We start from the raw sequence: 23,937 nt of genomic DNA on the forward strand, positions 1-23,937 counted from the left end.
CTGTCCGCGCTGGGCGGGTGGCGGCGAGCCCCGAGGTCGGGCTCGGACGGCGCAGGCCGTCACCGGCCTCGTGGGCAGCCGCACCGGGCCGCTGCGTCTGCGGTCCCAGCGGGGCTGCGGTCCCAGCGGGGCCTGCAGCCCCAGCGGGGTGGGCCGCCGCCGCTGGGGCCGGACGTCCGGGCCGGGAGGGGATCAGTTGCCGAGCGTGCCGGCCGACCGGCCCTCGTGCAGGGTGAGATTCCGCCCGTTCGACGGGTCGAACAGGTGGATCTTCTCCAGGTTGAACCAGACCCGCCGGTCCTCGCCCTCCTGCACCGGCGACTCGGCCGACAGCCGGGTCACCAGGTTGCCCCCGCCGCCGCTGAAGTCGGCCCCGGCGTCGGCGGCCAACTCCTCCAGCTCGGCGGCGCTGGCCCGCTGCCCCTCGACGGTGAAGTAGACGTACTTGTCGGAGCCCATCGACTCGACGATGTCGGCGGGGGCGGTGAACTCCATGCCCCGGGCCCGCGCCTCGTCGTCGATCAGTTCGGCGTCCTCGAAGTGCTCGGGGCGGATGCCGAGGATCAGCTCCCTGGGCGCGTCGGCCCCCTCCAGCTCGCGGCGGATCCGGTCGCCGATCGGCACGTCACCCAGGGCGGTCCGCAGCTTCCCGTCCTCCACGGCGGCGTGCAGGAAGTTCATCGACGGGGAGCCGATGAAACCGGCGACGAAGAGGTTGCGGGGGTGGTCGTACAGCTCCTGGGGCGGGCCGACCTGCTGGATCGCGCCACCCCGCATGATGACCACGCGGTCGCCGAGGGTCATCGCCTCGGTCTGGTCGTGGGTCACGTAGACGGTGGTGGTGCCGAGCTTCTTCTGCAACCGGGACACCACGGTACGCATCTGCACCCGCAGCTTGGCATCCAGGTTGGACAGTGGCTCGTCCATCAGGAACGCCTTGGGCTGCCGGACGATCGCCCGGCCCATCGCCACCCGCTGGCGCTGCCCACCGGAGAGGTTCGCCGGCTTGCGGTCGAGCAGCGAGGTCAGCTCCAGCACTTTCGCCGCCTCGTCCACCTTCTGGTCGATGGTCGCCTTGTCCAGCTTGGCCAGCCGCAGCGGGAACGCCATGTTCTCCCGGACGGTCATGTTCGGGTAGAGCGCGTACGACTGGAACACCATCGCGATGTCCCGGTCCCGGGGCGCCTTGTCGTTGACCCGCTGCCCGCCGATGCGCAGCTCACCGGAGCTGATGTCCTCCAGCCCGGCGATCATGTTGAGGGTGGTGGACTTCCCGCAGCCGGACGGCCCGACCAGGATGACGAACTCGCCGTCGGCGATCTCCAGGTCGACGTCCTGCACCGCGACGGTGCCGTCGGGGAAGCTCTTGCTCACCTTGTCCAGCACGATGTCAGCCATTTTGTCACCTATCCCTTGACTGCGCCGGAGGTCAGACCGGAGACGATGCGGCGCTGGAAGAAGAGCACGAACAGGATGATCGGAATGGTGATCACCACGGCGGCGGCGCAGATCGCCCCGGTGGGGTCCTCGAACTGCGACTCGCCGGTGAAGAACGACAGCGCCACCGGCACCGTACGGGCCCGCTCGGTCGAGGTGAGCGTGATGGCGAACAGGAAGTCGTTCCAGCAGAAGATGAAGACCAGGATCGCCGTGGTGAACAGGCCCGGGGCGGCCAGCGGGGCGATGACCCGCCGGAACGCCTGCGCCTGGGTCGCGCCGTCCATCTTCGCGGCCTTCTCCAGGTCCCACGGGATCTGCTTGAAGAACGCCGACAGCGTGTAGATCGCCAGCGGCAGCGCGAAGGTGATGTACGGCAGGATCAGCCCCGGCCAGGTGTCGAAGAGGCCGAGTTGCCGTTCGATCTCGAACAGCGGCGACACCAGCGACACCTGCGGGAACATCGCGATCAGCAGGGACACCCCGACCAGCAGGCGCTTGCCGGGGAAGTCCAGCCGGCTGATCGCGTACGCGGCCATCGCGCCGAGGACCACCGCGATGAGCGTGGCGATCAGGGCGATGCCGATCGAGTTGACCAGGGCGCGGACGAACTGGTCGGTGTCGAAGATGCTCCGGTAGTTGTCCAGCGTCCACTCCCGGGGCCAGAACTTGCCGTCGGTGAGGGTGGCCGGGGTCTTGAACGACAGGGAGGCGATCCAGAGCACCGGGACCAGGGCGAACACGACGACGATGACGTCGATCAGGCCCCAGCGCAGCTTCGCGCGGGTGGTGGTGTCGGCCATGTCAGCGCCTCTCCCCGTCGTCGCTGCCCGGGGCAGCGGTGCCGAACAGCTTCACGAAGACGAACGCGATGATCGCCACCGTGATGAAGATCAGCACGGACATCGTGGAGCCGATGCCGAGGTTGAGCCCCCGGATCAGGTTGTTGTAGGCGAGCATCGACACCGACGAGGTCTCGTTGCCGCCGTTGGTGAGCACGAAGATGTTGTCGAAGACCCGGAACGCGTCGAGGGTGCGGAACAGCAGCGCGACCAGGATCGCCGGCTTCATCACCGGCAGCATCACCTTGGTGAACCGCTGCCACGCCGTCGCCCCATCGGTGGAGGCCGCCTTGAGCAGGTCCTCCGGCACCAGCGCCAGCCCGGCCATCAGCAGCAGGGCCATGAACGGGGTGGTCTTCCAGATCTCCGCCAGCATGATGATCGCCAGCGAACTGGCCCGCTCGGTCAGTGGCGCGCTGCCGTCGAACAGGTTGGCCAGGTAGCCGGTGCCGGGCGTCCAGGCGTACCGCCAGGAGAACGCGGCGACGACCGTGACGATGCCGTAGGGGATCAGCGCGGCGGTCCGGACGATGCCCCGGCCGACCAGGGTGCGGTGCATGACCAGGGCCAGCCCCATGCCGAGCACCAGCTCCACCGCGACGGTGACCACCGTGATCAGCATGGTCACCCCGAACGCGGTCCACCAGAACTCGTTGCTGAGCACGGTGACGTAGTTCTCCAGCCCGATGAACTTCCGCTCGTCGGGGAAGCGCAGGTCGAAGCGCTGCAACGACAACCAGACCGAATAGATGATCGGGTACGCGGTGACCAGCACCATGACCAGCGCGGCCGGGGCGCACAGCAGCCAGCCCAGTTTCCGTTCGGCCTTCTTGTTCTCGCTCAGCGGGGCTCGCCGACTCACGGCAGGACCCCCTTGGACTGGAGCGCGTCGGAGATCGCGTCGCGCAGCTCCTTGGCGGTCTGCTCCGGCCTGATCGCCGACGGCGGCGACAGGATCGCCGACATCACCGTGGAGATGCTCTGGTACGCGGGGGTCAGCGGACGGACCGCCGGCTCCTTCAGCTCCTCCAGGATGGTCTCCTTCATCGGGTACGCCTCGTCCATCTCCGGGTCGTCGTAGACCGCCTCGATGGTCGGTGGCACCCCGTCGTTGATCGCGGAGAACTTCTGGTTCTTGGCGTCCCGGAGGCACTTCGCCGCCTCGAAGGACTCCGTCGGGTGCTTGGAGTAGGCGCTGACCGCCATGTTGACCCCGCCGATGGTGACCTTGCTGGGGGTGTTCGCGTCGATGCCGGGCACCCGGGCCCACTTGACCTTCTTGGCCAGCTCCGGGTCGGCCTCCTGCAACGCCGGGTAGACGAACGGCCAGTTGACCTGGAAGGCGCCCTTGCCGGACTGGAAGTCCAGCCGGACCGGATCCTCGGTGGAGTTGCTGAACGACGGTGACGTCACGCCCGACGTGGCGAAGCGCTGGAGCTGGTCGAGGGCCTTGACGGTGCCTTCGTCCATCACGGCCTGCTTGCCGTCGTCGCTGAGGATCTTGCCCCCGGCACTCTCGGCGAGCGTGTTGTAGAGCACCACCAGGCCCTCGTACTGCGCGCCCATGGTGAGCACCTGGTACGGCTTGCCCTGCCCCTTGAGGTCCTTGGCGACGGTGATCATGTCGTCCCAGGTCTTGGGTGCCTGCGGGACGAGGTCGCTGCGGTACCAGAGCAGTTGCACGTTGGTGTTCTTGGGCGCCCCGTAGAGCTTGCCCTCGTAGCGGGCGGTGTCCAGCGGGCCCGCCAGGGTGCCCTGTTCGACCTCGGACTTGTCCTGACCGGTCCACTCCCGGATCCACTTCGCGCTGGCGAACTCCTGGGTCCAGGTCACGTCGAGGCCGAGCACGTCCATCCCGCTGTCCTCGGCGGCCAACCGGCGGACCAACTGCACCCGCTGGTCGTCGGCCTGCCGGGGCAGCACCCGGTAGGCGATCTTGTAGCGCCCCTCGGCCCGGGTGTTGCAGTCGTCGACCACCTTCTGCAGGTTCTGCTCGGGCGGGTAGTACAGGTTGATCGTGGGCGTACCCCCGCCACCGTCGTCGGTGCCGCACGCGGCCAGCGGCGCGACCAGCGCCAGCGCGGCGGCGGCCGCCCCGGCCCGGAGCGCCGGCCGACGCCGGTGTCGGGCCGTTCCGGGGTCCGTCATCGCCCCTCCCCCTCTCTTCGGCGAAACCGGGGAGGTCAACCCGTGCCCCGGTGCACGGCAAGCCGTTACCGGGCCGGTGAAGTGCGGAAACGCGCCGCCCCGGGGTGTTGCGTGCGCCTACACTGCCCGACCTGCGAAGTCGTGAAACCTGTCGGTAACCGGAGTCGGGACGGGTGGGGCCGGGCCCACCGCGCAGGCCGTCACCGGTGTCCGGGTCGTGCCCGTGCGGGCGGTTTCAGCGCCGGGCCCTGGCCCAGGTCAGGAAACGTTCGGTCATCCGGGCCGGCGGGTGCCCGGGGTGCAGTTGGGCGAGCTGGTTGGTCGCCTCGTGCATCAGGGTGCCGAGGTAGACCAGCAGCCCGGTGCGGTCCCTGCGGTACTCGGTGAGCAGGGCGAGCTTGGCCGGCTGGCAGGGCCACTCCCGGCCACAGTTGCGGCACCGCCACAGCGGGCGCATCGCGACGTGCGGGACCGGCGGTCGGACCACCATCACCGCTACCTCCTCGAATCGTGGGCGCGGTGGCCCCCGGCCGTCGTGGCCGGAGGCCGACCGCATCGACCTGGGATTGGAATGGGCCGCTCCCGCACGGGGGGTGTCGGGAGCGGCCCCGGGCAGGGCCCGCTGCCGCCCTCCCCGGCTGCCAGCGGGCCCGCCACCGGTGACAGTTTGCTGACCGGACCAATACTGTCGATACACGCTCACGTCATCTGCGCAGCTCAGCAGGGTGGGTGAGCGACCACGAGCGACCCGCCGGTCCACGGTGGGCAGGAACCGGGGGTGTGATGGGGACGGCTACCGACTACGTGTTGGAGGAGTTACGCCTGTTCCGGGCGTCACTCGCACTCAGCCAGGAGGATTTCGGTAAGGGCATCGGCTACTCGGGGTCGCACGTCAGCTCGGTGGAGACCGGCGGCCGGGCGCCCACGAAGGAGTTCATGAAGGCCGTCGACGGCCACCACGACACCGGCGGGCGCTTCCTGCGGATGCTGGACCGGTTGGGCCGGCTCGACGCCGAGCCCGCCTGGCTGCGGGAGTGGATCGAGTTCGAACGGGAGGCGACCACGCTGCGCTGGTTCGAGCTGGCGTACGTGCCGGGCCTGTTGCAGACCGAACGGTACGCCCGCGCGACGCTGGCCGGTGGCCGGTTCGCCCCGGAGGACGTCGACCGGATCGTGGCGTCCCGGCTCGAACGGCAGGCGATCCTGCGGCGGGAACGCCCACCGCAGCTCATCTGCGTGATCGACGAGACGGTGCTGCGCCGGCCGGTGCTCGACCAGCCGGGGCTGATGATCGAGCAGTGCGAGCACCTGGCCCGGTTGACCGCCGAGGAGCACGTCCAGGTGCACATCGTGCCGACCGACGCCGGCATGTACCTGGGGCTGGCCGGGCAGTTCATCATCGCCGAGATGCCCGACGGCGAGCGGGTCGCCCATGCGGACAACCAGCTCACCGCGCAGATCGTCGATACGCCGACCGATGTCGCTACGCTGGCCAGAACGTGGGAGATCGTGCGGAACGAGGCGCTCCCCCGCCGGCAGTCAATCGAGCTGATCGAGGAAGTGGCGAAGTCATGGACATGATGACCCCGCAGTGGCGGAAGTCGACCAGGTCCGGCGGCAACGGCGGATCGTGCGTCGAGGTCGCCGACAACCTGCCCGACCGGGTGCTGGTGCGCGACACCAAGGACCGCGAGGGCGGCACCCTGCACTTCGACCGTACGGCCTGGACCGCGTTCGTCGGCTACGCCAAGCGGCACTGACCAGGTCGGTCGACCAGGCTCCCCCGCACCGCCGGGAGCCTGGTCGACCCGGCCCGGCCGCCCCGCGCCGGTCAGCCTGACCAGCCCCGATCCCGGCCCGCCCTGACCCGGCCGCGGCCGGCCCCCACCCGACCCGCCCTCGGCTGCCCTGGCCCGGCCGGCCGCAGCGTGCCGAGCGCAAGATCGACTCATGTGGGGCGCAACAGCGGTATCGAGGTGCGGCGGACACCGCAACATCGACCCCAAGGAGTCGATCAACCGCGCCGCCCCCGTCCCGACCGGCATCGCACGTCCCGTCGGCTTGTCGACGACTGTCCGGATGGCGGGCGCGGTGGGCTGTCCCGGGGCATGCCGCGTGCACTAGCGTTGACGCACTCACTCCACCAGGCCGCGCGTCGCCGTCGTAGTCGATACGCCTCCGGCCGACATCAGCCTGCCCGTTCGGTGGGTTCTCCCGCGAACTCCCACTGCGCGCCCCCGGCCCGGGCAGGATCGTCCTCAACGAGGAGGTGCCCCGTGGTGCAGGACACCCGCGCTCTCGCCCTGACGTTCGAGGTGAGCGGCCTGCCACCGGTGAAAACCGAGGCGCTGTCCATCTTCGCTGCCGGCCATCGGCAGGCGACGAGGGTCCGCGCCCTACTCGAGGCGGCCTGCGCCGCGGCCCAGCAGACCGGCTGGACTCCGTTGGCCGGGCCGATCGAGGTCGACCTGATCCTGCGGTGCCCACCCGGGCACCGCACCTCCGACGCCAGCACCCTGCTGGGCGGGGTGTGCGCGGTGCTCCAGGACAAGAAGCGGGTGGCCAACATCGGGCTGGCCCATCTCGGGGTCCTGGTCGACGTCGCCCTCTACGTCGACGACCGGCAGATCCGCCGGCTGTCGTACCGGGAGGAACCGGCGGAGGACTTCTCGTACCAGGTCCGGGTGGCCGACGCGTCAGCCGTGGTTTGACCGACGTCCGCGGTGGGGTACCGCGGACGCCGACGAAGGGAGCGCCGATGTCGGAGCCACATGTCACGCTCGACCCGAGAGGGCTCGATCCGGTGCAGCAGAAGCTGCGCGGCCCACTGGAGGATCAGCTGACCTCGGCCCTCCAGGCCGCCACCGACCGGGTCCGGGCCGGCTACGCGGGCGAGCCGGTCGAGCAGGTCTGCCAGCAGCTGCTCGACGAGACCCGGTCCGGGCTGCACCCGGACATCGCCGCCGGTTTCCGGCCCGACATGGACGAGTTCTGCCGGGTGGCGGTGGCGATCGTCCGGGACGAGATCGCCTGACCCCGGCGCACCGCGTGCCAGCTCAACCCCGACCAAGGCCCTGCACCAGCCAGGGCTCACCCGACCATGCCTCCACCGGCCAGGGCCCGACACCGGTCAAGCCCACCAGCCAGGGCCCGACACCCACCAGCCAGGGCCCGACACCGGCCGAGCCCTCACCGGACGGGGATCAGTAGCGGCCGAGGTTCTGGGCCGGGCAGATCACGATGCGCGGGGCATGCTTCGGGTCCAGCCAGCGCAGCACGGTCACCAGGTCGGCGTGCGACATGCTGACGCACCCGGCGGTCGGGCCGCCGCCGGCCTTGCTGAACTCGTGCAGGAAGATGCCGCTGCCGGCGTTGGGCACGGGCTTGGGCACGGTCGGCGGCATGTTGTAGGTGATGACCGCGAAGTGGGTGTACGCCGGCACCTCCCGCCACAACGCCTCGCTGTATCCGCCGGGGTTCGTGCTGCTGTGCTGGAACGTGTTGTAGGCCGCCGAGTTCGGGTTCTCGTTCCACCAGTCGTCGGTGACCACCCGGTGGTAGGGGAAGCGCACGCCCGGGTCGGCGGCGATGCCGTACATGGTGGGGCCGAAGGAGTAGACCCCGGTCGGGGTGGTCGCCGCCCCCTCGGTGTGGTTGTCGCTGAACCCCTTCGCGCCCAGCCGGGCGGCCAGCGGGGCCGAGACCGCCACCCAGCGCCCACCCGCCTGGTGGAACGTCTCCATCGTGGCGTACGTGGTGGAGTAGCTGCTGCCGGTGACGATGACGACCTGGCGGGTCCCGGCGGGCAGGGTGGTCAGCCGGGAGGCCCGGTTCGGTGGCGGGAGCGGCCGCCCGCGACCCGTCGCCAGTGCCGAGCCGGGTGTGGTTTCCATCCCGAGATGATCGCACCACGAACGACACCAGGTGTCCCGAGGATCGCCGGGTGCTGGTCCGGTGGGTCAGGGCCGGGTCCGCAACTCCCCGGCCCTGACCGCCAGCCGTCCGGCCCGGCAGCGGTGGTCGCCGGTGCGAGCACGACAGGCGGGGCAGGCCGCCCATGTCGGGCCCGACACTCGGGCCAGGCCGCCTGCACTCAGCTCCACGGTGCCCCGGGCGTCGGACTTCGGCGCGTCCCGGCCACCCCGAATGGCGCCGGACGCGGGCCCAGGTTAGGCACCCGTCGCCGGGCCGGGCAAGCAGGTAGGTGGGGGCTGCGGGGCTGATTCCCGCCGGGGCGGAATTGCGGCATCCCGGCGTGACACGGTCAGCCGGGTCGACGCTGTTGGCGCTCAGAAGTGGGCGAGCAGATCCGGGAAGGCAGCCAGCCGGATCACCCCGGTGTCGGCCGGGTCGAGGTCGTCGTTCTCCAGCACCCAGGTGTTCTCGTTGGGGATGAACACCGCCCGCATCCCGGCCGCCCGCGCCGGCAGGATGTCCGACTTCGGGGAGTTGCCGATCATCCACGCGTCGGCCGGCGCGAAGCCGTGTTCCCGGGCCAGCCACCGGTAGGTCCCGGCGTCCTTCTCGGCCACGACGTGCGCTGCGGTGAAGTGGTGCAGCAGGCCGCACGCGTCCAGCTTGCGTTGCTGCTCCTCCCGGTCCCCCTTGGTCAGCAGCAGCAGGTCGTAGCGGGTGGCCAGGGCGTCGAGGGTGTCGGCGACCCCGGGCATCAACTCGACCTGGTGGTTGACCAGCGCGGTGGCCAACCCGTCGATGTCCGCACGTTCCCGGTCGGTGGCCGGCCGTTCCCGCAGCCGCTCCAGGCACTCGCCGAGGCTGCGCAGGAAGACCTTGCTGCCGTAGCCGTGGGCCACCGCGTTGGCCCGCTCGATGTCGTCGAGCACGGTACGGATCTGGGCCCGGTCGAGGCTCGGGTGGTCGAGCCAGTCCAGGAAGTCGTCGATCACCCGCTCGAACAGGACGTTGTTCTCCCACAGCGTGTCGTCGGCGTCGAAGATCAGCGTCGTCGCGCGCCCACCCGGGACCGTCCCGGCCACCGCAGCGGCCCCGCCCGACGTCGACCCGGTCGCACCCGTGTCCACCCTGGTCCCCTCCCCGATCGGTCGGCCGCCCGGCCCGGGGGCGGTCCCGGACACGTTAGCGGCCCGGCCCGCCCGGCACATCCGGGTTGTCCCGGCGCAGGGTCAGGATCAGGTCGGCCACCAGCGCCGTCCACCCGGTCTGGTGCCAGGCCCCGAGCCCGGCGCCGTTGTCGCCGTGGAAATACTCGGGGAAGGCGATCAGGTCCCGCCAGTCGGGATGGGTCTGGAACAGCTGACACGCCCCGTAGATCGGCCGGCGGCCCCAGTCGTCCCGGGTGAACAGTGAGATCAACCGGACGGACAGGTCGTCGGCGATCTCGTCCAGGGTGCACTTGCGCCCCGACCTGGTCGGGTACTCCACCTGCAGGTCGTCGCCGAAGAACGCCGCGTAGTCACGCAACGCGCTGATCAGCAGGAAGTTCGTCGGCATCCAGATCGGGCCGCGCCAGTTGGAGTTGCCGCCGAACAACCCGCTCGTCGACTCGGCCGGCTCGTAGCCGACGCAGAACTCCTGCCCGCCCAGGTCGACCGCGAACGGCTTGTCCAGGTGCGCCCGGCTCAGCGTCCGCAGACCGTAGTCGGAGAGGAACTCGTCGGGGTCGAGCATCCGGGCCAGCAGCCGGACCACCTGCTCCGGGCCGACCATGGACAGCAGCCGCTGCTGACGCCCGTCCGGGCCGAGCCGACGGGCCCCGATCACGTCGGCGTACTCGGGGCGTTGGGTGAGGAACCAGCGCAGCCGGGCACCCAGCTCGGGCAGGCGGTGCAGGGTACGGGCGCTGAGCCGGGTGGTGGCCGCCAACGGCAGCAACCCGACCACCGAACGGACCTTCAACGGCACCTGACTGCCGTCGGCGAGGCGCAGCACGTCGTAGAAGAACGCGTCCTCGGCGTCCCACAGCCCCTGCGAGTAACCGGCGGCGGCGATGTACGCGAAGTGTTCGAAGAACTTCGTCGCGGTGTCCACGTACGCCCGGTCGTGCTCGGCCAGCACGATGGCCATGTCCAGCAGGTTGAGGGCGTACATCGCCATCCAGCCGGTGCCGTCGGACTGTTCGAGGACCCCGGCCACCGGCAGCGCCGCCGAGCGGTCGAACGGGCCGACGTTGTCCAGCCCGAGGAAACCGCCCTCGAACAGGTTGTTGCCGCCGGTGTCCTTGCGGTTGACCCACCAGGTGAAGTTGAGCAGCAGCTTGTGCATCACCCGGGCGAGGAACTCGTGGTCGCGCCCGCCGTCGATCTCGAACACCTTCAGCGCCGCCCAGGCGTGCACCGGCGGGTTCACGTCGCCGAACGCCCACTCGTACGCCGGGATCTGGCCGTTGGGGTGCAGGTACCACTCGCGGAGCAGGAGCAGCACCTGCGCCTTGGCGAAGCCCGGGTCGACCCGGGCGATGGTGACGCAGTGGAAGGCCAGATCCCAGGCGGCGTACCAGGGATATTCCCACGGGTCCGGCATGGAGATCACGTCGAAGCTAGTCATGTGCCACCAGGCGCTGTTGCGCCCGTGGCGGCGGCCGGCCGGCGGCGTCGAGCCCGGGTCGCCGTCGAGCCACCGTTTGACGTCGAAGTGGTAGAACTGCTTGCCCCACATCAGCCCGGCGATCGCCTGCCGGGCCACCAGTGCCTCGTCGGCGCTGGCCGCAGCCGGGATCACCCCGGCGAAGAAGCGGTTCGCCTCGGCCCGCCGGGCCCACACCACCGCGTCGAAGCCCGCGCCCAACTCCGCCGGGGGCGGCGCGACGGCCCCGGGCGGCGGGGCGGTCCGGGTCAGCCGCAACCGGATCTGCCGTTGCCCGCCGGCCGGCACGTCCAGCACGTAGTGCAGGGCACCCTTGGTGCCCTCCCGGTCCGGGTTGACGGTGGCCGCGCCGGCCACCACGTGGTCGTTGATCCCGTCCTTCGGGTACGGCGAGCGACCGGCCAGCCCCCACAGCCGCTCGGCGTTGGTGTCGTTGTCGCAGAGCAGCGGGACCGGCTCGCCGTCGCCCTCCAGCAGGATCTGCCCCAGCACCCAGTGCTCGCCGACCAGCCGGCCCCCCTCGCCGGTCAGCCGGGGCACCCGGTCCGCGCCGGGCGGACCCCAGGCCCAGGTGTTGCGGAACCACAGCGTCGGCAGCACGTGCAGGGTGGCCGCCTCGTCGGCCCGGTTGGCGACGGTGACCAGGATGCACATGTCCGTCGGGGACGCCTTGGCGTAGTCGACGGTGACCGCCCAGTACCTGTCGTCGTCGAAGATGCCGGTGTCGACCAGCTCGTACTCGTTCTCGTCCCGGCCGCGCAGGGCGTTCACGGCGACCAGCTCGTCGTACGGGAAGGCGGCCTGCGGGTAGTGGTAGCGCCAGCGCATCCACGAGTGGGTGGGGGTGCTGTCGAGGTACCACCAGTATTCCTTGGCGTCCTCGCCGTGGTTGCCGCCGTCGCCGCCGAGGCCGAACATCCGCTCCTTGAGGATCGGGTCGACGCCGTTCCACAGCGCCAGCGCGAAGCAGAACGTCTGCCGGTCGTCGCAGACGCCCGCCATGCCGTCCTCGTTCCACCGGTAGGCTCTGGACCGCGCGTGGTCGTGGGGGAAGTAGTCCCACGCCGTGCCGTGTTCGCTGTAGTCCTCCCGTACCGTCCCCCACGCCCGCTCGGACAGATAGGGACCCCATGCTCGCCAGTCCTGCTCCCCGGCGTCAGCCTGGGCGAGCCGGAGCCGCTCGGCGTCGGGGGACGGGGCGTCGGAGGGCGATCTGTCGGTGAGCACCTGCACATTTTCGACGCCGCCGGGGTACTTGACCACAGCGGCCATTGTCGTCGTGGCGTGTTACACCTCGCCGCCACAGGAGGAAAGAAGTTGATCGAGTTCGGTTTCGGGCCGGGGGTCTGCGGTGAACTGGCCACCGGGGCGACCCGGGAATGGCTGGTCACCGACGGTCTCGGCGGGTACGCCATGGGCACGGTGAGCGGGTTGCGGACCCGCCGCTACCACGGTCTGCTGGTGGTCGCCGGGGAGACGCCGGCCGCCCGCCGGGTGGGACTGGTCAGCCTGGACCCGGCGGTGGTCCTGCCGTCCGGGGCCCGGGTGCGGCTCGGCGCGCACGAGTGGAACTCCGGCGTGGTCGACCCGCGCGGCTACGAGTTCCTGGAACGGTTCGACCTGGTCGACGGGCTGCCGCGCTGGCGGTGGCGGATCGGCGACGTGGTGATCGAGCGGGAACTGGCCATGACGTACGGCCGGCCCGCCGTGGCGGTGGTGCACCGGCTGGTGGCCGGCGGCCCGGTCCGGCTGGACCTGTCGGCCGCCTGCACCTGGCGCGACGCGCACGGCGAGCGGCGGGCCGACGGTCCGACGCCCCGGGTGGAGCCGGCCGACGGCGGCGCGGTGGTCGAGGGCGCATACCGGCTGACCGGCCCGGACTGGACGCCCGAGGGGCAGTGGTGGCTGGGCGTGCACCACCGCGAGGAGGCCGCCCGGGGGCTGCACCCCGACGAGGACCTGTGGTGCGCCGGGCGGTTCTCCGGCGCGCTGGACCGCCCCGGGGACACCGTGTCGGTGCTGGCCTGGGCCGGCGACCTGGCCGAGGAGCCGCCCCCGGCGACGCAGGTGGTGGCGGTGGCCCGGCAACGGCACCGGGCGGTCGTGGCGGCGGCGAAACCGGCCGACGCGGTGGACGCCACCCTGGCGCTGGCCGCCGACGCGTTCGTGGTGCGCACCGCCACCGGCCCGGACGTGGTCGCCGGCTACCCGTGGTTCGGGGCCTGGTCGCGGGACACCATGACCTCCTACGAGGGGTTGTTCCTGTGCACCGGGCGGGCCGACGAGGGGCGGGAGCTGCTGCGGGGGTACGCGGCGACGCTGTCGGAGGGGATGCTGGCGAACACCGCCGACACGGGTCGGGTGGAGTACAACACGGTCGACGCGACGCTGTGGTTCCTGCACGCGGTGAGCCGGCACGTCACCGTCACCGGCGACACCGACCTGGGTGACGAGCTGCTGCCGGCGCTGCACGGGGTGGTGCAGGCACACCTGGCCGGCACCCGGTACGGCATCGCGGTCGACCCGGCCGACGGGCTGATCACCCAGGGTGGCACCCCGGGCACCGCGCTGACCTGGATGGACGCCCGGGTGTACGGGGTGCCGGTGACCCCCCGGGTCGGCAAGCCGGTCGAGGTCAACGCGTTGTGGATCAGCGGGTTGGCCGGGTTGGCGGAGCTGACCGAGCTGGCCGGGCAGGACCCGGACGAGCTGTGGCGGTTGCACCACCGGGCCCGGGACGCGTTCGGCAAGCGGTTCCCCACCCCGGCGGGCTGGCTGCACGACGTGGTGGACGCGCCCGCCCCGGCGTACCCGCTGGGTGGGGCGGCGCACCACGACGACGACCTGCTGCGCCCCAACCAGCTGCTCGCCTGGTCGCTGCCGTACGCCCCGCTGGAGCCGGACCCGGTGGCGCTGCGTCGGGTGGCCGCCGGGCTGTTCACCCCGCTGGGCCCGCGCAGCCTGGCCCCCGACTCGCCGGAGTTCGCGCCCCGGCACCGGGGTGGCCCGGCGGAGCGGGACGGCGCGTACCACCAGGGGACGGTCTGGCCGTGGCTGGTCGGGCCGTTCGTCGAGGCGTACCGCAAGGCCGGGCTGCCCACCGACGACCTGCTGGTCGGGCTGGTCGGACACCTGGGGGAATTCGGCCTGGGCTCGGTCAGCGAGACGGCGGACGCCACCGCCCCGCACGCCGCCACCGGCTGCCCGTTCCAGGCGTGGTCGGTGGCCGAGCTGCTGCGGGTCAGGCGGGTTCGATAGGCAGGCGTTACACACCGGCAACGGCGGCGTCTCCGCTGGTTATCCACCGGTGGGCAGGATGGGCCCCAACCCCGGGCCGCAGCGAGGACACCCTTCTGGTGTCCCACCGGCGTGCGCCCAGGACACCACCCGAAGGGGGCCGCATGTCACCTGACGCCGACGTGATCGACATCCACCCCGCCCGGCACCAGCGGGTGCTGATGCTGTCCTGGGAGTACCCGCCGGTGCTGGTCGGCGGCCTCGGCCGGCACGTACACGCGCTGGCCACCGCCCTGGCCGCCGCCGGGCACGAGGTCACCGTGGTCACCCGGCACGCCGAGGGGGCGCCGCTTCAGGAGTACGCCGACGGCGTACGCGTCCTGCGCGCCCCCGAGGACCCGGTGACCTTCCCGCTGGCCACCGGGTCCCTGCTGGCCTGGACGATGGCGTTCAACCACACCCTGACCCGGACCGCCCTGCGGGCCACCGACTCCGCCGACTACGACGTGATCCACGCCCACGACTGGCTGGTCGGGCACACCGCCGTAACCCTGGCCGAGCACCTCGACCTGCCGCTGGTCACCACCATCCACGCCACCGAGGCCGGCCGCCACCAGGGCTGGCTGCCCGGGGAACTCAACCGCACCATCCACGGTGTCGAACACTGGATCAGCAACGCCTCGACCCGGGTGATCGCCTGCTCCGGTTACATGCGCGCCCAGGTGAGCCGGCTGTTCGACGTCCCGGCGGGGCGGGTCGACGTGGTGCCCAACGGGGTCGACGACCGGGCCTGGCGGGCCCGGCCCCGGGCGGTCGCCTCGGCCCGCGCCCGGTTCGCCGGGGACGGCCCGCTGGTCGGCTACGCCGGTCGGCTGGTCTACGAGAAGGGCGTACAGCACCTGGTGGACGCCGTGCCGCACCTGCGGGAGCGGCACCCGGGGCTGCGGGTGGTGATCGCCGGGGACGGCCCGTACAAGGACGAGCTGGTCGACCAGGTACGCCGGCTGCACGTCGGCGACAGCGTCCGGTTCGCCGGGTTCCTCGACGCCGGACAGCTCCCGGCGGTGCTCGCCGCCACCGACGCGACGGTCGTGCCGAGCCTCTACGAGCCGTTCGGCATGATCGCCCTGGAGGCGGCGGCGGCCGGCGCCCCGCTGGCCGTGGCGAGCACCGGCGGGCTGGCCGAGATCGTCGAGCCGGGCGTCACCGGGGTGACCTTCCCGCACAGCGACCCGGGCGCGCTCGCCGGTGCGGTCGACCGGCTCGTCGGCGACGAGGTCTTCGCCCGCCGGGTGGCCCGCCGGGCCCGCACCATGGTCGGCGAGCGGTACGGCTGGGCAGCCATCGCCGCACGTACCGTGAGCAGCTACTCCACCGCCCGTCGCGAACACGGCGGCTTCCTTGCCCGACGCGCCGCGACCCTGCTGACCGGCGGTCGCCAGCGGATCGCCATCCCCGAGGGCAACCTGCTGGCGTTCGACGGTGCCGCCTGCTGAGGAAACCGGGACCCGACGACCGATAGGTCCGCCCCGATCCATTGGCTACGGTGTACCTCGGCCGATGGTGAGGAGAACGGTGCAGCAGGTAGTGATCGCCGGCCGGTACCGCCTGTTGAACTTGGTGGGCCGGGGTGGCATGGGCCGGGTCTGGCTGGCCCGCGACGAGGTGTTGCATCGCGAGGTGGCGGTCAAGGAGGTGGTGCCCCCCGCCTGGTTGGCTGACGACGAACGCGACGAGGTGCGGCTGCGGACCCTGCGTGAGGCGCGCACCGCCGCCCGGCTCAACCATCCCAACGTGGTCCGGGTCTACGACGTGGTGCAGATCGAGGAACGCCCGTGGATCGTGATGGAGTACGTCCTGTCGCGGTCGTTGCAGGCGGTGCTGGACACCACCGGCCCGGTCGACCCGGTGCGCGCCGCCGAGATCGGGCTGGCGCTGCTGGCCGCGCTGCGGGCCGCGCACTCCGCCGGGGTGCTGCACCGCGACGTGAAGCCGCAGAACGTCCTGGTCGCCGACGACGGACGGGTGATGCTCACCGACTTCGGGCTGGCCACCTTCGACGGTGGGGACGGGCTGATGACCCGCCCCGGGATGGTGCTCGGCTCGCCGCAGTTCGTCGCCCCGGAACGCGCCGCCGACGGCGTGTCCAGCGTGGAGGCGGACATGTGGTCGCTCGGGGCCACCCTGCACGCCGCAGTGGAGGGCCGCTCCCCGTACGCCCGGAGCACCGCGATGGCCACCCTGGCCGCCCTGGCGAGTTCCCCGCCGGACCCGGCGCCGCACGCCGGACCGCTGCGCCCGGTCCTCGACGGGCTGCTGCTGCGCGACCCCCGGCAGCGGATCGGCCACGACGAGACGAACCGCCGCCTGGAGGCGGTGACCCGACCGACGCCCGCCGCCGAGCCGCCGACGGTGATACTGCCGGTCGCCCGTCCGGTGGGCGTGGCCCGGCCGCCCCGGCCGGGCGGGGACGGCGAGCCGACGCAGCAGCCGACGGACCGCGCGGCGAGGAGCCGCGCGGAACTCGACGCCGAACGGGAGTGGGGGCCACCAGGTCGCCGGGTCGCCGGTGACTCGGGGGAACGCCCCACCACGTCCTCCTCCCCGACGTCGGCCGGCACCACCGGCTCGACGTCGTCGGGCCCGGAGCCCGGCCGTCCCGGGCCGGGTGTCGGGGCACCGGACGGCAGCGTGCCGACGTCCGGCCCGGCCACCGCCGCGCCGGGGTCGGGCGGACCTGCCCCCGCCGGCGCCGGGGCGGAACCCGGCGTCCCGGGGGGACACGGTCCCGGGACGGACCCGGGACGCGGTAGCGCGGGTGGACGAGGCCCGGGGCGGTCCGGCGCGGGGGCGGGATCACGGCGGGCGACCGGGACGGGTGGGGTGGTCGGGATGTTCACCCGGCTGCCCGGCGGCACCCGGGGCTGGCTACTGGCCGGGGCGACCCTGGCGGTGGGGGCCACGGTGGGCATCGGCACCACGTTCGCGATCGACAACGACGAGCAGCGGGCCGCGCCGCGCAGCACCGACGTGCCCGTCACCGGCGTGCCCTCCACCCGCCCGTACGGCCCGCCGGGTGCCGACCGGGGCCGGCCGAACCCACCGCCCGGCGCACCGGGCCTCGCCCCGCCGCCCCTGCCCTGCCTGCGGCCCGATCCGGTCGGCACGAAGGTCACCGGCCGACCGGCGACCGTGGACGGCGGGTTCCGTCCCCCGGCCGGCTGGACCTGGTACGACGGTGCCGGCTTCCGGATCGCCGTCCCGATCGGCTGGCTGCGCACCCAGGAGGGGCAGGTGGCCTGCTTCCGCGACCCGGGCAGCCGCCGGACGCTCAGCGTGGAACCGCTGGCCGGTGGTGGCGGCGGCGCGCTGGACCGGTTGCGGGCCGAGGAACGCACGCAGCTCGACTTCAACGCCCTGCCCGGGTACGACAAGATCAGGCTGGACACTCTCGACGATGACGGCGCCCAGTGGGAGTGCCGTTGGGACACCCCGTTCGGCGGCCGGGAGCACGCGGTCCGGATGATCCCGGGTCGGAACCTGTCCGGGTTCATCCTCAGCTGGTCCGCCGCCGACGAGGACTGGAGCAACTCGAACAGCCAGCTGCGGGTGGTGCGGGAGAGCTTCCAGGGTCGGTCGACCGAGGTGACCTCGCCCACCTGACCGGCCCCGCCGCTGCGCCCGCCCCCATCGTCACGGTCACCGTCACTGCGGCCGCCGTCACTGCGGCCGCCATCGCTGCGGCCGCCATCGCTGCGGCCGCCATCGCTGCGGTCGAGAAACCGCAGCTCGGTGGCTACCCTGGTGAGGGGGCAGTCGAGGGGGAAAGTCGTGCAGCAGCAGCTGGTCGCGGGGCGCTACCGCCTGCTCGAACTGGCCGGCACCGGCGGGATGGGCCGGGTCTGGTTGGCCCGCGACGAGATGCTGCACCGGGATGTCGCCGTCAAGGAGGTCGTCCCGCCCCACTGGCTCGCCGAGTCCGAACGCTCGGAACTACGGCTACGGACGCTGCGTGAGGCGCGTACCGCGGCCCGGCTCAACCACCCGAACGTGGTCCGGATCTATGACGTGGTGCACGACGGGGACAACCCCTGGATCGTGATGGAGTACGTCCCGTCCCGGTCGGTGCAGCAACTGCTCGGCATCGAAGGACCGCTGGACCCGCACCGGGTGGCGGGGATCGGGCTGGCGGTGCTGGCCGCGCTGCGGGCCGCACACACCGCCGGGGTGCTGCACCGCGACGTCAAACCGCACAACGTGCTGGTCGCCGACGACGGGCGGGTGGTGCTCACCGACTTCGGGCTGGCCACCTTCGACGGTGGGGACGGGCTGATGACCGGCCCGGGGTTGGTGCTCGGGTCGCCGCAGTTCGTCGCTCCCGAGCGGGCCCGCGACGGGGTCTCCGACCCGCGTACCGACCTGTGGTCGTTGGGCGCCACGCTCTACGCGGCGGTGGAGGGGCAGTCCCCGTACGCCCGCGCCAGTGCGATGGCGACGTTGAGCGCCCTGGCCACCGAGCCGCCCGACCCGGTGCGTCGGGCCGGGCCGCTGCGTCCGGTGCTGGAAGGTCTGCTGCGCCGGGAGCCGGGCGAACGGCCCACCGCCGCCGAGACGGAGTCGTTGCTGCTCGCCGCGCTCGCCGCACCGCCGACCGGCAGTCCCTCCCCCGCCGGGCCACCTCCGCCCGGCGCGGCTGTCCACCGGCCGGAGATCCCGACCGACCCGGCAACCGTCGACGCGCCCCCGCCCTCCGGGTCGGCCGGGCCGGGTCCCGGGATCGGTCCACCGGGACCGGGTCCCGCCGGGCCGAGTCCGGCCAGGCCGGATCCAGCCGGGCCGGGTCTGGCCGGGCCGGGTCTGGCCGGGCCGGGTCTGGCCGGGCCGGATCCAGCCGGGATCGGTCCACCGGGACCGGGCCCGGCCGCGCCGGATCCAGCCGGGATCGGTCCACTGGGACCGGGCCCGGCCGCGCCGGGTCCAGCCGGGATCGGTCCGGCCGGGATCGGTCCGGCCGGGCGGAGTCCGGTCGACGGGCGTACCCCGGCGGTGCCGGTGGCGGACGCACGTCGCCGCCGACGGATCGCCCTGGTCACGGTGGCCGTCGCGGGCGCCCTGCTGGCCGGGGTCGGGACGACGCTCGCCCTGCACGACGGCGGCACCACCCCGTCCTCACCGGGCGGCGGCGCCGGCAACCCGGTGGCCCGGCCGGCGGCCTTCCCGTGCGCCGCGCCCGCGCCGACGGACGCCACCCCGGTCCGGTCCGCGCCACCGCCGGCGGGTGAGCGGTTCGGCCTGGTCCCGGGCTGGACCTGGTACGAGGACCCGACCGGATTCCGGATCGCCGCGCCGGCCGGGTGGCTGCACTACACCGAGGGCACGGTGACCTGCCTGCGGGAGCCGGGCGGCCCCCGGGTGCTCAGCGTGGCCCCCGGTGACGCCCCGGCCGACCCGGTCGCCCACTGGCAGGCCGAGGAACGCCGGCTCACCGATGACGGCCGGCTCACCGGTTACCGTCGGGTGGAGATCGTCCCGTTGGACATGTTCCGGGGTGGCGCACTGTGGGAGTGCGAGTGGACCGGTGCCACCGGTGGCCGGCTGCACACCGCCCGGCTGCTGGTACGGGTCACCCGGGACCGGGCGTACACCGTCTCATGGCTGACAGACCAGTTCGACTGGCAGGTCAACGCGACATACTTCCTGATGATCAGGCAGAGTTTCCGCCCCGCCGACTGACACCGTCCCCTGTGGATTGTCCGGGTGATTGCCCCGTCGGTGACGGCTCTGACACAGTGGCGTAGCGTTGTCGATCAAGAACCCGGGGAGGGGCGAGGCGAGATGATGGGACCGTCCCACGCACTGTCGGGCGCGGCGGTGTGGCTGACCGGGTCGTGGGCGCTGGACTACTTCGCCGACTACCACCAGTCCCCGCTGGCGCTGGCCGTCGGCACGGCGGTCTGTGCCGGTGGCGCGCTCTTTCCCGACCTCGACCTCTCCGGCAAGGTCACCCGTAACCAGGGCGGCGCGACGGTGGCCCGCACCTTCGGCGTCTTCTCGCTCTTCGTCGCCGAGGTGATGGAGAAGATCTCCCTCGGCGTCTACTACGCCACCAAGCTCAGCCGCGACCCGCGCCGCAACAACGGCCACCGTACGCTGACCCACACCATCCCGTTCACCGTGCTGGTCGGCTGGGGCACCACCGCGCTCTGCGCCGCGTACGGCAAGTGGGCGGTGGTGAGCATCCTGTTCTTCATGATCGGGCTGGCGCTGCGCGGGCTCTTCGACGAGTGGGCCGAACGGGCCGGCTGGGTGATCGTCACGCTCGTCTCGGCCGCCGCCGCCTGGTTCACCTTCGCCACCCTGCCCGGCGACCGCGGCTACCCGATGATCGGGTTGGCCGTCGGAGTGGGCTGTTTCGTGCACATCCTCGGCGACATGATCACCAAGGCGGGGGTGCCGATCCTCTGGCCGATCCCGATCAAGCGCCGCATGTGGACGATGATCGGGCTGCCGAACAGCATCGCCCTGCGCACCGGCAGCAAAGCCGAGGTGGTCGTGTTGCGCACCGCGCTGACGGTGCTCTCCGTACTCGCGGCGGTCGGCCTGGTAGCCCCCTCGGTCCTGCAACGATTCAACATAGAGGTCTAACCCCTCCCGCTCGCCCCCGCCCCCGCCCCGCCTCCTCCCCGCCCCGGCCCCGGCCCCGGCCCGGCCTTTCCCCGGTGATCAAGAGGTTTGCGTCAACATGGAGATCATTCTTGACGCAAATCTCTTGATCACCCGGGGGAAAGGCGGGCGGGGAGGGGCGGAGTCGGCCTGGTTGGCCGTGGGTGGGGGCCGGGTTCGTGGGTGAGGGGACGGTCGGGGGCGCTGGCCGAGCGGTCGGCGGTCACCTGTCGCGTTCCGCAGGCGGCAGCATCCCCGCCGCCTGCCTGAACGCTGATCAGACGCCGACCCGCTGCGGTGGCACGGTGAGGCCGTAGAGCGCCATCAGCTCCGGGGTGTCGACCCGGTTGCCGTCGGCGACCGAGTCGCAGGCGATGTCGACGATTTGGTCCTTGTGCGCCAACAGGTAAGGTCGGGCTCCGACATCGGCGCTGGCCAGGGTGGCGATGCCGGCCCAGTGCCGACGGCCGAACAGCATCGGGTAACCGCGCAACCCGTCGTAGGTGGCGCAGGCGAGCACGTCCGGGTAGGGCAGCGCGGCCACCCGGCGGACCGCCTCCGGGGTGAGGCCGGGCATGTCGACCGGGACCACCACCACCGCCTCGACCCGCCTGTCGGCCAGCGCGGCCAGGCCAGCCCGGATCGACGAGCCGACGCCGGTGCCCCAGGCCCGGTTGACCACCACGGTGGCAGGGCTCAGGTCAGCCGCCGCCCGTACCTCGTCGGCCGCCGCGCCCAACACGACCACCAACTGCCCGCACCCGGCCTCGGTCATCGTGTCGATCATGCAGCTGACCAGCGGCCGGCCTCCCTGGAGCAGTAATGCCTCGGGGCCGCCGAGCCGGCGTCCCCCGCCCGCCGCGATGATCATTCCTGCGATACGCACACCGGGTGCAACGAGCCCTCACCCGATCCGTGTCGGCACGAAACGGATATTTCACGCGTAATACCCACCCGCCCCCTGCCCTAACCCTCCTCCCGTCCCCCACCTGCCCTCGGTGATCAAGAGGTTTACGTCAGGAAACTCGATCCGGCTGACGCAAACCTCTTGATCACCGGGGACGGGAGGGGATGGGCGGGGGACCCGGGGATGGGCGGGGGTGGGGACGGGAGGAGGGGTGGGGTGGGGGTGGGGGTGGGTTAGGCGTGGGCGTAGCAGTCGACGGTGGAGAGGTCGAGGGGGAAGCGGACGGGGGTGTCGCCGAAGAGCAGGGTCGAGGCGCGTGCTCCGGCCCGGCGGATCGCCTCGGTCACCGGATCGGCCAGCTCGGCCGGGCAGTGCACGATCACCTCGTCGTGCTGAAAGAAGACCAACTCGCCACCGATACCGGCCAGCTCGCCCCGGAGCGTGGCGAGCATCGTCGAGGCCCACTCGGCGGCGGTGGCCTGGATGACGAAATTCCGGGTGAACCGGCCCCGGGACCGGGCGGCCCGCGCCCGGGGTGAACGGGGGTCCGACCCGGCGTCCGGGTCCACCAGGGCATCGTCACCGGTGTCGAAGCCGGCTGTCCCCGGTGGGCAGGTCCGCCCCAGCCAGGACCGGACCAGACCGCCCGCCTCGCCGGTGCGGGCTGCCGCCTCCAGGTAACCGAAGGCGGTCGGGTAGCTGCGCTTGAGCACCGCCAGGGCGGGCAGCGCCGAGCCACCGGTCTGCCCGTACATCGCGCCGAGCAGGGCCAGCTTGGCCCGGGCCCGGTCACCACCGAAGGAGTCCTGCGCCAACGCCGCATAGAGGTCACCGGCCGCACCGGCGGTGGCCAGCCGGGCGTCGCCGGAGACCGCGGCGAGCACCCGGGGCTCCAACTGGCCGGCGTCGGCCACCACCAACTGCCACCCCGGATCGGCCACCACCGCCTGCCGGATCACCTTGGGGATCTGCAACGCGCCGCCGCCCCGGGTCGCCCACCGGCCGGAGACCACCCCGGCGGGGACGTACTCCGGGCGGAACCGGCCGTCGCGGACCCAGGCGTCCCGCCAGGCCCAGCCGTGCGCCGTCCAGATCCGGAACAGCTCCTTGTATTCGAGCACCAACGGTACGGCCGGATGGTCGACGCCGCGCAGCACCCAGGCCCGGGTGTTGGGCAGCTCCACGCCGACGCGGGCGAAGGCGCGCATCAGCTCCGCCGGGGAGTCGATGTGCAGCTGCCGCACCCCGAGCGCCTCGGCGATCCGGGCGGCCAGTTCGGCCAGCCGCCGGGGCGGCCCGCCCATCGGGGACGCCTCGCCCAGCAGCTCGGCGAGGATCTCACCGTGCACGTCGACCCGCCACGGCAGCCCCGCCGCGGCCATCTCGACCGCGACGAGCGCACCGGCCGACTCGGCGGCGACCAGCAGCCGGAACCGGCCGGGATGCGCGGTGGCGGCGATCCGGGTGAGCTGGTCGGCGTACACCCGGGTCAGGGTGTCGATGCCGGGGCCCGGCGGGCCGGGGACGGCCTCGAAGAGCGCGGCCTGGCCGTGACCGGGCGGCGCGGGCGGCCGGGCCGGCGGGTCGGGTGGGACCACGGCCCCGATGAGCCGGGCGTACGCGGCGGCCGGCGAACGCGGCTCGCCCCACCGCCCGGCGTGCCCCAGCAGCAGCGCCTCGGTCAGCTCGACGTCGTGGCACCGCTCGACCCGCACCCCGGCACCCAGCAGGATGGGGTAGACCGCCGTGCCGGAGCCCCACACCCAGCGGGGACGCTCGGCGGCCTCCCGGGCGGCGACCGCGCGGGTCAGGTCGTCGACCAGCTCGACCGCGCCGGACGGGCGGCCGGCGGCGTCCAGCGGCCGGAGCGCGCCACTGCCCCGCTCGCCCGCCACCACCGCCACCACCGCCACGGCCCGATTCTGCCCCGCCCCTGTGACACCCCGCCGCTTCCGCCGGTCGCCGGGTCCGTTCCACCTGTCAGGCCGTCACCTACCGACACCTGCGGATCGCCCACTGCGGTACTGAGGGGCAGGGGGCGTGCCGGCACCCGGACAGCTGCCGCAGCGCAGCGGCGGGGCCGGGTGCCGCCGCGGCCCAGCGGCCCAGCGGCCCGAGAACCGCGGTCCGGGGCCCGAG

19 protein-coding genes are annotated in these 23,937 nt (G+C 72.7%); 9 read left to right on the forward strand and 10 right to left on the reverse strand.

Going from position 1 to position 23,937, the window contains the following annotated elements:
• Window positions 1-192: 192 nt before the first annotated feature.
• From ugpC to AB0K25_RS20745, 5 genes are all read right to left on the reverse strand, one after another.
• Entirely contained in the window at window positions 193-1,398 is a 1,206-nt protein-coding gene (gene ugpC, locus AB0K25_RS20725; RefSeq protein ID WP_219463600.1) for a sn-glycerol-3-phosphate ABC transporter ATP-binding protein UgpC, read from the reverse strand.
• An 8-nt stretch (window positions 1,399-1,406) separates the two neighbouring features.
• Complete coding sequence (locus AB0K25_RS20730; protein ID WP_208569783.1) at window positions 1,407-2,240, reverse strand: carbohydrate ABC transporter permease; 834 nt, start codon at window positions 2,238-2,240, stop codon at window positions 1,407-1,409.
• 1 nt (window position 2,241) lies between these two features.
• The gene (locus AB0K25_RS20735; protein WP_219463602.1) at window positions 2,242-3,141 is read right to left on the reverse strand and encodes a sugar ABC transporter permease; all 900 of its coding nucleotides are present in this window, start codon (window positions 3,139-3,141) and stop codon (window positions 2,242-2,244) included.
• The gene (locus AB0K25_RS20740) at window positions 3,138-4,427 is read right to left on the reverse strand and encodes an ABC transporter substrate-binding protein (RefSeq protein ID WP_357537140.1); all 1,290 of its coding nucleotides are present in this window, start codon (window positions 4,425-4,427) and stop codon (window positions 3,138-3,140) included. Before AB0K25_RS20740 ends, AB0K25_RS20735 begins: the two co-directional genes overlap by 4 nt.
• A 235-nt stretch (window positions 4,428-4,662) precedes the next feature.
• Window positions 4,663-4,917 carry a flavin reductase gene (locus AB0K25_RS20745; protein WP_357537142.1) on the reverse strand — a complete coding sequence of 85 codons (255 nt, stop codon included), beginning with the start codon at window positions 4,915-4,917 and terminating at the stop codon, window positions 4,663-4,665.
• A gap of 293 nt (window positions 4,918-5,210) precedes the next feature.
• On the opposite strand from AB0K25_RS20745, the gene AB0K25_RS20750 reads away from it, so the two are divergent.
• From AB0K25_RS20750 to AB0K25_RS20765, 4 genes are all read left to right on the forward strand, one after another.
• A complete protein-coding gene (locus AB0K25_RS20750; RefSeq protein WP_219463614.1) occupies window positions 5,211-6,008 on the forward strand; it encodes a helix-turn-helix transcriptional regulator in 798 nt (265 codons plus the stop codon).
• On the forward strand, window positions 6,005-6,187 hold the full coding sequence (locus AB0K25_RS20755; protein WP_204926244.1) for a DUF397 domain-containing protein: 183 nt from the start codon (window positions 6,005-6,007) through the stop codon (window positions 6,185-6,187). Before AB0K25_RS20750 ends, AB0K25_RS20755 begins: the two co-directional genes overlap by 4 nt.
• Before the next feature lie 519 nt (window positions 6,188-6,706).
• The gene (locus tag AB0K25_RS20760) at window positions 6,707-7,138 is read left to right on the forward strand and encodes a hypothetical protein (RefSeq protein ID WP_208569832.1); all 432 of its coding nucleotides are present in this window, start codon (window positions 6,707-6,709) and stop codon (window positions 7,136-7,138) included.
• Between the two features lie 47 nt (window positions 7,139-7,185).
• A complete protein-coding gene (locus tag AB0K25_RS20765) occupies window positions 7,186-7,461 on the forward strand; it encodes a hypothetical protein (RefSeq protein ID WP_208569779.1) in 276 nt (91 codons plus the stop codon).
• Window positions 7,462-7,630: 169 nt separating this feature from the next.
• On the opposite strand, the gene AB0K25_RS20770 is transcribed toward AB0K25_RS20765, so the two are convergent.
• The 3 genes from AB0K25_RS20770 to AB0K25_RS20780 form a co-directional block, all read right to left on the reverse strand.
• Complete coding sequence (locus AB0K25_RS20770) at window positions 7,631-8,320, reverse strand: L,D-transpeptidase family protein (RefSeq protein ID WP_363822051.1); 690 nt, start codon at window positions 8,318-8,320, stop codon at window positions 7,631-7,633.
• Between the two features lie 396 nt (window positions 8,321-8,716).
• Entirely contained in the window at window positions 8,717-9,388 is a 672-nt protein-coding gene (locus AB0K25_RS20775; RefSeq protein ID WP_363822118.1) for an HAD family hydrolase, read from the reverse strand.
• A gap of 136 nt (window positions 9,389-9,524) precedes the next feature.
• Window positions 9,525-12,263: a glucosidase gene (locus AB0K25_RS20780; protein WP_363822054.1), complete on the reverse strand. Its 2,739-nt coding sequence runs from the start codon at window positions 12,261-12,263 to the stop codon at window positions 9,525-9,527.
• A gap of 45 nt (window positions 12,264-12,308) precedes the next feature.
• On the opposite strand from AB0K25_RS20780, the gene AB0K25_RS20785 reads away from it, so the two are divergent.
• From AB0K25_RS20785 to AB0K25_RS20805, 5 genes are all read left to right on the forward strand, one after another.
• Window positions 12,309-14,249 (forward strand): amylo-alpha-1,6-glucosidase, encoded by a 1,941-nt coding sequence (locus AB0K25_RS20785; RefSeq protein WP_363822056.1) that lies wholly within the window; start codon window positions 12,309-12,311, stop codon window positions 14,247-14,249.
• A gap of 143 nt (window positions 14,250-14,392) precedes the next feature.
• Window positions 14,393-15,724 (forward strand): glycosyltransferase family 4 protein, encoded by a 1,332-nt coding sequence (locus AB0K25_RS20790; protein WP_363822059.1) that lies wholly within the window; start codon window positions 14,393-14,395, stop codon window positions 15,722-15,724.
• A gap of 79 nt (window positions 15,725-15,803) precedes the next feature.
• A complete protein-coding gene (locus tag AB0K25_RS20795; RefSeq protein WP_363822062.1) occupies window positions 15,804-17,891 on the forward strand; it encodes a protein kinase in 2,088 nt (695 codons plus the stop codon).
• Window positions 17,892-18,059: 168 nt separating this feature from the next.
• The gene (locus tag AB0K25_RS20800) at window positions 18,060-19,961 is read left to right on the forward strand and encodes a serine/threonine-protein kinase (protein ID WP_219463624.1); all 1,902 of its coding nucleotides are present in this window, start codon (window positions 18,060-18,062) and stop codon (window positions 19,959-19,961) included.
• Between the two features lie 102 nt (window positions 19,962-20,063).
• The gene (locus tag AB0K25_RS20805; RefSeq protein WP_219463626.1) at window positions 20,064-20,873 is read left to right on the forward strand and encodes a metal-dependent hydrolase; all 810 of its coding nucleotides are present in this window, start codon (window positions 20,064-20,066) and stop codon (window positions 20,871-20,873) included.
• Between the two features lie 295 nt (window positions 20,874-21,168).
• Here AB0K25_RS20805 and AB0K25_RS20810 read toward each other — a convergent pair whose 3' ends face one another.
• Complete coding sequence (locus AB0K25_RS20810; protein ID WP_219470184.1) at window positions 21,169-21,762, reverse strand: NTP transferase domain-containing protein; 594 nt, start codon at window positions 21,760-21,762, stop codon at window positions 21,169-21,171.
• A 269-nt stretch (window positions 21,763-22,031) separates the two neighbouring features.
• Entirely contained in the window at window positions 22,032-23,711 is a 1,680-nt protein-coding gene (locus AB0K25_RS20815) for a bifunctional 3'-5' exonuclease/DNA polymerase (RefSeq protein WP_363822066.1), read from the reverse strand.
• Between the last annotated feature and the right edge of the window lie 226 nt (window positions 23,712-23,937).

This window comes from Micromonospora sp. NPDC049257, assembly GCF_040678915.1.
In the GTDB taxonomy this organism is placed as follows: domain Bacteria; phylum Actinomycetota; class Actinomycetes; order Mycobacteriales; family Micromonosporaceae; genus Micromonospora; species Micromonospora antibiotica.

Excerpts from the sequence above, each read along its gene's own strand:
- ugpC (WP_219463600.1), bottom strand. The coding sequence starts at position 1,398 with ATGGCTGACATCGTGCTGGACAAGGTGAGCAAGAGCTTCCCCGACGGC.
- AB0K25_RS20730 (WP_208569783.1), bottom strand. The coding sequence starts at position 2,240 with ATGGCCGACACCACCACCCGCGCGAAGCTGCGCTGGGGCCTGATCGAC.
- AB0K25_RS20740 (WP_357537140.1), bottom strand. The coding sequence starts at position 4,427 with ATGACGGACCCCGGAACGGCCCGACACCGGCGTCGGCCGGCGCTCCGG.
- AB0K25_RS20745 (WP_357537142.1), bottom strand. The coding sequence starts at position 4,917 with ATGGTGGTCCGACCGCCGGTCCCGCACGTCGCGATGCGCCCGCTGTGG.
- AB0K25_RS20750 (WP_219463614.1), top strand. The coding sequence starts at position 5,211 with ATGGGGACGGCTACCGACTACGTGTTGGAGGAGTTACGCCTGTTCCGG.
- AB0K25_RS20755 (WP_204926244.1), top strand. The coding sequence starts at position 6,005 with ATGATGACCCCGCAGTGGCGGAAGTCGACCAGGTCCGGCGGCAACGGC.
- AB0K25_RS20765 (WP_208569779.1), top strand. The coding sequence starts at position 7,186 with ATGTCGGAGCCACATGTCACGCTCGACCCGAGAGGGCTCGATCCGGTG.
- AB0K25_RS20770 (WP_363822051.1), bottom strand. The coding sequence starts at position 8,320 with ATGGAAACCACACCCGGCTCGGCACTGGCGACGGGTCGCGGGCGGCCG.
- AB0K25_RS20780 (WP_363822054.1), bottom strand. The coding sequence starts at position 12,263 with ATGGCCGCTGTGGTCAAGTACCCCGGCGGCGTCGAAAATGTGCAGGTG.
- AB0K25_RS20790 (WP_363822059.1), top strand. The coding sequence starts at position 14,393 with ATGTCACCTGACGCCGACGTGATCGACATCCACCCCGCCCGGCACCAG.
- AB0K25_RS20805 (WP_219463626.1), top strand. The coding sequence starts at position 20,064 with ATGATGGGACCGTCCCACGCACTGTCGGGCGCGGCGGTGTGGCTGACC.
- AB0K25_RS20810 (WP_219470184.1), bottom strand. The coding sequence starts at position 21,762 with ATGATCATCGCGGCGGGCGGGGGACGCCGGCTCGGCGGCCCCGAGGCA.